This window comes from Mycobacterium simiae, from assembly GCF_008370645.1.
GTDB lineage: Bacteria > Actinomycetota > Actinomycetes > Mycobacteriales > Mycobacteriaceae > Mycobacterium > Mycobacterium simiae_A.
In genome coordinates, this window is sequence record NZ_VTZN01000315.1 from 1 (window position 1) to 2,859 (window position 2,859).

The following is a 2,859-nucleotide window of genomic DNA, read 5'->3' on the forward strand; positions in this document are numbered from 1 at the left end:
AGTCATCGGGCAGGTACAACCGCCCAGTTCGCTTTCGCCGCTTCTTCGCTGGCGTAGGCGCCCCCTGAGCGTTTGCCGAAGCTTCGTGCGACTGAACGGAGATCACTACCCCCGCTTGATGCAAAGGCCAAGATCGTCGACTCCCATCGAAAGACCAACTCAGCCCAGCTACACACGCCGCCTAGCTTTTCCTAAATCTACATTGAAACTGTTGTAGATAAAATCAGTAATTCCACACCCTGCGTCCATGGTCAACATGAACCGCGTCGTGACATGCCGATGGCGCGCAGAGACGTATTTTGGAGCTTGGCTTATGCCTCGGCTCACACGCAAAGATCACTGCTATGACCGAGGGCCAAGGCTGTGGCGTGGCTAGGGAAGACCGCTGGCGCGGCGCATCGCGTCCCACGCGTCTTTCTCGTCGTCTGACAGGTCGTCGTGGCGCTGCGCGGGCAGTGCGAAGTCGGCGGGACCATGACCGCGCGAGGCAGGACCAGGAACGATCCCTGATGGCCTATCGGTAATCAGCGCGGCTTGCGCACCGCTGCGGTACGACAACCAGTACCCTCGATTACGTGCAGCGACGAATTATGGGCATCGAGACAGAATTCGGTGTCACCTGCACCTTCCATGGCCATCGCCGGCTCAGCCCGGACGAGGTGGCGCGCTACCTGTTCCGCCGGGTGGTGTCCTGGGGGCGCAGCTCCAACGTTTTCTTGCGCAACGGCGCGCGCCTCTACCTCGACGTGGGCAGTCATCCCGAATACGCCACCGCCGAATGCGACGGCCTGGTGCAGCTGGTCACCCACGACCGGGCCGGTGAATGGGTGCTCGAAGACCTGCTTATCGACGCCGAGCAGCGGTTGGCCGACGAGGGCATCGGCGGCGACATCTATCTGTTCAAGAACAACACCGATTCGGCGGGCAACTCCTACGGCTGCCATGAGAACTATTTGATTGTGCGGGCCGGCGAGTTTTCCCGCATCTCCGATGTGCTGCTGCCGTTCCTGGTCACCCGCCAGCTGATCTGCGGAGCCGGCAAGGTGCTGCAAACGCCCAAGGCGGCGACGTTCTGCCTTTCCCAGCGCGCCGAGCACATCTGGGAGGGCGTTTCGAGCGCAACTACCCGCTCACGCCCCATCATCAACACCCGTGACGAGCCGCATGCCGACGCCGAGAAGTACCGGCGGTTGCACGTGATCGTCGGCGACTCCAATATGTGCGAAACAACCACCATGCTCAAAGTGGGTACCGCGGCGCTCGTGCTGGAGATGATCGAAGCCGGTGTTCCGTTCCGCGACTTCTCACTGGACAACCCCATCCGGGCCATCCGCGAGGTCAGTCATGACATCTCCGGTCGTCGGCCGGTACGGCTGGCTGGTGGGCGTCAAGCCAGCGCCTTGGACATTCAGCGCGAGTACTACAGCCGCGCCGTCGAGCATCTGCAGACCCGCGAGCCCAACGCGCAGATCGAGCAAGTCGTCGACCTCTGGGGTCGCCAGCTCGACGCCGTCGAGAGCCAGGATTTCGCCAAGGTGGACACCGAGATCGACTGGGTGATCAAGCGCAAGCTGTTCCAGCGCTACCAGGACCGCGACACCATGGAGCTGTCCCACCCCAAGATTGCCCAGCTCGACCTGGCCTACCACGACATCAAGCGCGGCCGCGGTGTCTTTGATCTACTGCAGCGTAAGGGTCTGGCGGCACGCGTCACCACCGACGAGGATATTGCCGACGCAGTCGACCATCCGCCGCAGACCACTCGAGCCAGACTGCGCGGTGAGTTCATCAGCGCCGCGCAGGCCGCTGGGCGCGACTTCACCGTCGACTGGGTGCATCTCAAGCTCAACGACCAAGCGCAGCGCACCGTGCTGTGCAAGGACCCGTTCCGGGCAGTCGACGAACGGGTCAAACGGCTGATCGCGAGCATGTAACTCATAGCTAATGGCGACCTCGAAAGTCGAACGGCTGGTCAATCTCGTTATCGCGCTGTTGTCCACCCGCAGCTACATCACCGCCGAGAAAATCCGGTCCAGCGTGGCTGGCTATTCGGATAGCCCCACTGCGGAGGCGTTCTCTCGTATGTTCGAGCGCGACAAGAACGAGCTGCGCGACCTTGGTATCCCGCTCGAGGTCGGCCGGGTATCGACGCTTGACCCCACCGAGGGCTACCGCATCAACCGTGACTCCTACGCTTTACCACCGGTCGAACTCACCGCCGACGAGGCGGCGGCCGTGGCCGTGGCTACTCAGCTGTGGGAGTCACCCGAACTGATCACCGCCACTCAGGGCGCCCTGCTGAAGCTGCGGGCCGCCGGAGTCGACGTGGATCCCGACGCCCCAGTGGCCATCGCCTCACCCGCCGGCGTGCCGGGGCTGCGTGGCTCCGAAGGTGTTCTTGGAATCCTGTTGTCGGCCATCGACTTTCGGCAAGCGGTGCAATTTCGGCATCGCTCGTCACGCAGCGAGCCCTACCTCACCCGCATCGTCGAGCCGTGGGGCGTCGTCACCGAGAAAGGCCGCTGGTACCTCGTTGGGCATGACCGCGACCGTGACGCGATCCGTGTCTTTCGGCTCTCCCGGATCGGCGCCGACGTCACACCGATCGGTCCCACCGGCGCGGTCACGGTGCCCGACGACGTCGATCTGCGCGACATCGTGGCCGCCAAGGTTGCCGAGGCTACGACCGGCGTGCGGGCCACCGTATGGGTCGCCGACGGACGGGCCACCGCGCTGCGACGTGCCGGACGGCAAGTAGGGTCCCGCCGACTGGCCGGCCGCGAAGGCGCGGTGATCGAACTCGACCTGGGCACCAGCGACCGGTTGGCGCGCGAAATCACCGGCTACGGCGCCGACGCG

2 protein-coding genes are annotated in these 2,859 nt (G+C 64.0%); both read left to right on the forward strand.

Translation table 11 applies throughout. The features are described from left to right. Positions 1 to 575: 575 nt before the first annotated feature. Positions 576 to 1,934: a Pup--protein ligase gene (gene pafA, locus F0Q45_RS25220; protein ID WP_149656479.1), complete on the forward strand. Its 1,359-nt coding sequence runs from the start codon at positions 576 to 578 to the stop codon at positions 1,932 to 1,934. Between the two features lie 10 nt (positions 1,935 to 1,944). Beyond that, positions 1,945 to 2,859: helix-turn-helix transcriptional regulator (locus F0Q45_RS25225; RefSeq protein ID WP_149656480.1), on the forward strand; the 915-nt coding region annotated here is incomplete at its 3' end.